The following is a 4,342-nucleotide window of genomic DNA, read 5'->3' as shown; positions in this document are numbered from 1 at the left end:
GAGCGGGCGCGCACGTTCCTCGCGCCGGTCGCGCGGCTGACGTCCTGCTCCGCGAGCCGCGAGGCGCTCGGCGAGCTCACCGGCCTGCTCGCCGAGCTGGAACGGTCGGCGCGCGCGGACCTGTCGGCGGGGGACGCGGCCGCCGTCGTGCGATCGGTCGGGATCCGGTTCGTCGGGCAGGCGCACGCGTTCACCGTGGAGCTGCCCGCCGGGCCGATCACGCCGGAGACCGTGCAGGGCGCGGCCGAGGAGTTCTACAAGCGCTACCACGAGTCGTACGGCATCGACCTGCGTGACCCCGCCGAGCTGACCACCGCGCGCGTGCGGGTGACGCTCCCCGGCGACGCTCCGCCGGGGCCGCGCCTGACTCCCGTGCCGTCGCCCGCGGCGTCCCGCCGGATCTGGCTCCCGGACGGCTGGACGGACGTGCCGGTCCGCGCGCGTGCGAGCCACGCGCCCGGGGACGCCTTCGACGGGCCGTGCGTCGTCACCGAACCGCAGTGCTCCCTGCTCGTCCCGCCCGGCTGGCGCGGCACCGTGGACGACGAGGGCGCGATCCTCCTGGAGGCACGGCCATGACACCCCCCGGGGCGACCGCGCCCGACCTGACCGCCGAGATCCTGCGGAACGCGCTGTGCGTGGCGGCGGAGGAGGCCGGGATCGTGGTCGTCCGGTCCGCCTACTCGGCGTTCATCGTGGAGGGCGCGGACGCGGCGGCGGCGATCCTCGACGCGCGCGGGCGGCTCGTCGCGCACTCCCTGTCGACCGCGCTGATCCAGTGCGCCAGCCTGCGCAGCGCCCTGCCGTTCCTGCTGGACGCCCACCCGCCCGAGACGATGGAGCCGGGCGACGTGTTCGTGCTGAACGACGTCTACCAGGGCGGCATCCACGCCAACGACCTGCTCGTCTTCCGTCCCGTGTTCGTGGACGGGACGCCCGCCTACTTCACGGGCACGCTCATCCACGTCGCCGACCTGTCCGGGCTCTCCGCGGGCGGGATGGCCTCCGACGCGACCGACGTGTTCCTGGAAGGGCTCCAGCTACCGCCCGTCCGGATCGCGACCGCCACGGGGCTCGTGGACGACCTCGTCCGCGTCCTCGCCGCCAACAGCCGCACGCCCGAACGCCTCGTCGGCGACCTGCGCGCGCTCATCGCAGGAGCGAACGTCGCCGCCCGCCGCCTCGCCGAGATCATCGAGACGTACACCCCGGACGGCCTCGCCCACGGCATCGCCGACTACCTCGCGCACACCGAACGCCGCATGCGCGACGGCCTCGCGGGCATCCCGGCGGGCACGCGCAGCGCGTCCTACACCCTGGACGACGGGCACACCGTCCGCGTCGCGGTCACCTCGGACGGCGCCGGCGCGCTCACCGTGGACTTCGACGGCACCGACGAGCAGGTCCCGCTGCCGGTGAACTCGGGCTTCTCCCAGACCATCGGCGGCGTCCTGTACGCGGTGCGGTGCTTCGTGGACCCGGCCCTGCCGATGAACGAGGGCTGCTTCACTCCCGTCGACATCCGGCTGCCGCGCGGCACGCTCGTCCACTGCACGCGGCCGTTCCCCGGCGGCGGGCGGTTCGGCACGGTCGCCGCCGCCGAGGAGGCCGTCCTGTCGGCCATCGCGCCGGACGGCGCCGCCGCCTCCGGCATCCTCCAGGCGTTCAGCATCAGCGGCGTGCGCTCGCCCTGGCTGCACATGGCGTTCGACCTCGGCGGCACCGGTGCCCGCCCGGACGGCGACGGCGCGGACGCCACCGGAGCGCTGTTCGGCGGCGGGCGCAACATCGTCCCGCAGGTCGAACCCGTCGAGGCCCGGCTGCCCGTCCGGATCGAGGAGGTCTCCCTCATCCCCGGCTCCGGCGGCGCGGGACGGCACCGCGGCGGCCTCGGCACCCGGACCGTCCTGCGGGTGCTGGACGACGCCCGCGTGGACACCCGCGGCGACCGGCTGCTGCGCCCGCCGCCCGGCGCGTCCGGCGGCTCACCCGGACGCCCCGGCTCCTACCTGCGGGAACGCGCCGACGGACGGACCGAGCCGCTCGGCACGAAGGCCACTCGCCAGCCCCTCGCCGCCGGCGAGGCCCTGATCGTCGAGACGTCCGGCGGCGGCGGGTACGGCCCGCCGGAGCAGCGCGCACCCGAGGCGGTCGCCCGCGACCGCGCCGACGGGAGGACCCCATGAAGTTCGGCATTCCGCTCGGCCTCGTCCACCCGGCCGCCTGGAAGGACCTGGCCGTCACCGCCGACCGCCTCGGCTTCGAGTCCGTCTGGCTCGCCGAGCACCTCGTCTTCACGACCGACCTGTCCACCGAGACCTATCCCTACGACAACAAGCCCCGCCTCAACCCGGCGACGCCGCTGTACGACGCGCCCGCCTACCTGTGCGCGCTGGCGGCCCTGACGACGCGCGTCCGGCTCGGGACGGCCGTGTACCTCTACGGCCTGCGCCACCCCCTCGTGGCCGCGCGGACCTTCGCGACCCTCGACCAGATCTCCAACGGCCGCGCGGTCGTCGGCGTCGGCGCGGGCTGGTACGAGGGCGAATGGCTCGCCGCCGGGCTCGACTTCGCCAGCCGGGGCCGCCGCCTGGACGAGGCCCTCGCCGTCTCCCGCCGCCTCTGGACCGAACCCGTCGTCGAGCACAGCGGCGAGTTCTACGCCTTCCCCGAACTCGCCTTCGAGCCGAAGCCCGTCCAGCCGCACCTGCCCGTCCTCGCGGGCGGCGAGTCGAAGGCGGCCCTCCGCCGCGCCGCGACCCTCTGCGACGGATGGATCTCCATGCCGCAGACCCTCGACGGCATCCGGCCCCGGATCGAGCTGCTGCGCGAGCTCCGGGAGAAGGCCGGACGCGGCGACGAGCCGTTCGAGATCACCGCGCACGCGTACGCCCTGGAGGACCCGGACGAAGTGGCCGAATGGGCGGCGCTCGGCGTCGACCGGCTGATCGTCCGGCCGTGGCGCCGGTCCCGGGAGGCCGTCGAGAGCCTCGCGTCCTTCGCCGAGCGCCACGCCTTCGCGGACGGCGACTGAGGTGGCGAGGGCGGACTAGACCTGGGTGACGGAGAGGGCGTTGCCGTCCTGGTCGCGGAAGGCGAACATCGGCGGCGCGCCCTCCCAGGTCAGGACGTCGTCGGCGTCCACGCCCCGCGCCACCAGCTCGGTGTGCAGCGCCTGGGCGTCGGCGGTCGCGAGCCGGATCTCCGTGCTGCGCCCGGTCGGCGACCCCTCGCTCGCGGGGACGAGCGCGATCGACGTCGGCGACCCGGCGGGGGCCACCTCGATCCAGCGCCCGCCGAACTGCCCCAGTGGCACGTCCCGCCGCTTCTCCATGCCGAGGACGCCGACGTAGAACTCGACGGCCCTGTCCTGGTCGGTGACCGGGACGCCCGCCGCCCAGATTCCGGTGATGCCGCTCATACGGTCCTCCTGCTCGGTTCGGTGCAAGGGGAGACCCGCGGACGCGTCAAAACTCACCGGGCACGGGCGGCGGGCCCTCGGGTCAGGCCGCCGGGCAGCCGTGGAAGGCGTGCACCTTCCAGCCGTCGCCGTCCGTCGCGAGCACCCAGGTGGCCCGGAGCCAGGAGGCCGCCGCCGAGGGCTCCTCGTCCGGACCGAGCGCCGTGCTCCGGGAGGTGACCAGCGCCGTCGTCGGGCTCGGGAACCGGACGGAGTGGACCTCCTCGTGCAGGCGGGTGTTCTTGAACGGCCCCGCGAACGCCCCGGCCATCTGGTCGCGGACGGCGTCCCGGCCGGACGCGAACACGCTGGGGGAGATGGACGTGGCGTCCTCGGCGTACAGGCCGGCGAACGCGTCGGCGTCGCCGTCCGCCCACGCTCCGCAGAGCCGGTCGAGCAGGTCGTGGACGGCGGTCTCGTTGTCGGTCATGGTCGCTCCCTCGGTTCGGTGTGCTGTCACCCGGTACGTACCGGGCGCCGGTCCCGGATTCATCGCCGCCGCCCGATGAATTTCCGGTCCGCACCCGGTATGTACGGGACGTGGACTTCGAAGCGCGCACGGCCCCGCACCGCCGGGAACTCCTGACCCACTGCTACCGGATGCTCGGCTCGGCCGCCGACGCCGAGGACCTCGTCCAGGAGACGATGCTGCGCGCGTGGCGTTCCTACGACCGGTTCGACGAGCGCAAGGCGTCGATGCGGACGTGGCTGTACCGCATCGCCACCAACGCCTGCCTCAACGCGCTGGAGTCCCGGGCGCGCCGTCCGCTGCCGTCCGGGATCGGCGCCCCCGGCGCGGACCCGGACGAGCCGCTCGTGCACGGGCACGAGGTGCCGTGGCTCCAGCCGATCCCCACGGACCCGGCCGTCCGCGAGGTGCCC

General features: G+C 74.9%; 5 protein-coding genes and 1 pseudogene. 4 read left to right on the top strand and 2 right to left on the bottom strand.

The window, feature by feature from the left end; genetic code table 11:
- The 3 genes and pseudogenes from AB0J52_RS29530 to AB0J52_RS29520 form a co-directional block, all read left to right on the top strand.
- A pseudogene (locus AB0J52_RS29530) lies at positions 1–579 on the top strand (hypothetical protein); the annotation flags it as partial.
- Entirely contained in the window at positions 576–2,186 is a 1,611-nt protein-coding gene (locus AB0J52_RS29525) for a hydantoinase B/oxoprolinase family protein (protein ID WP_500185825.1), read from the top strand. The pseudogene AB0J52_RS29530 and the gene AB0J52_RS29525, both read left to right, overlap by 4 nt.
- Positions 2,183–3,034, top strand: coding sequence for a TIGR03619 family F420-dependent LLM class oxidoreductase (locus tag AB0J52_RS29520; protein WP_500185824.1), 852 nt, complete (start codon positions 2,183–2,185; stop codon positions 3,032–3,034). The genes AB0J52_RS29525 and AB0J52_RS29520 overlap by 4 nt, the downstream gene beginning before the upstream one ends.
- Before the next feature lie 15 nt (positions 3,035–3,049).
- On the opposite strand, the gene AB0J52_RS29515 is transcribed toward AB0J52_RS29520, so the two are convergent.
- Together AB0J52_RS29515 and AB0J52_RS29510 are read right to left on the bottom strand one after the other, a co-directional pair.
- Positions 3,050–3,421 carry a VOC family protein gene (locus AB0J52_RS29515; RefSeq protein WP_500185823.1) on the bottom strand — a complete coding sequence of 124 codons (372 nt, stop codon included), beginning with the start codon at positions 3,419–3,421 and terminating at the stop codon, positions 3,050–3,052.
- 82 nt (positions 3,422–3,503) lie between these two features.
- Positions 3,504–3,890 (bottom strand): SgcJ/EcaC family oxidoreductase, encoded by a 387-nt coding sequence (locus tag AB0J52_RS29510; RefSeq protein WP_500185822.1) that lies wholly within the window; start codon positions 3,888–3,890, stop codon positions 3,504–3,506.
- A gap of 110 nt (positions 3,891–4,000) precedes the next feature.
- On the opposite strand from AB0J52_RS29510, the gene AB0J52_RS29505 reads away from it, so the two are divergent.
- On the top strand, positions 4,001–4,342 hold a 342-nt coding region (locus AB0J52_RS29505; protein WP_500185821.1), incomplete at its 3' end, for a sigma-70 family RNA polymerase sigma factor.

It is taken from the genome of Spirillospora sp. NPDC049652 (assembly GCF_040675125.1).
GTDB lineage: Bacteria > Actinomycetota > Actinomycetes > Streptosporangiales > Streptosporangiaceae > Spirillospora.
Note: the sequence above shows the minus strand (reverse complement) of the source record. Positions and strands in the feature narration are given on the sequence as shown.

Coding starts and splice junctions, on each gene's coding strand:
- AB0J52_RS29525 (WP_500185825.1), top strand. CDS start 576: ATGACACCCCCCGGGGCGACCGCGCCCGACCTGACCGCCGAGATCCTG.
- AB0J52_RS29520 (WP_500185824.1), top strand. CDS start 2,183: ATGAAGTTCGGCATTCCGCTCGGCCTCGTCCACCCGGCCGCCTGGAAG.
- AB0J52_RS29515 (WP_500185823.1), bottom strand. CDS start 3,421: ATGAGCGGCATCACCGGAATCTGGGCGGCGGGCGTCCCGGTCACCGAC.
- AB0J52_RS29510 (WP_500185822.1), bottom strand. CDS start 3,890: ATGACCGACAACGAGACCGCCGTCCACGACCTGCTCGACCGGCTCTGC.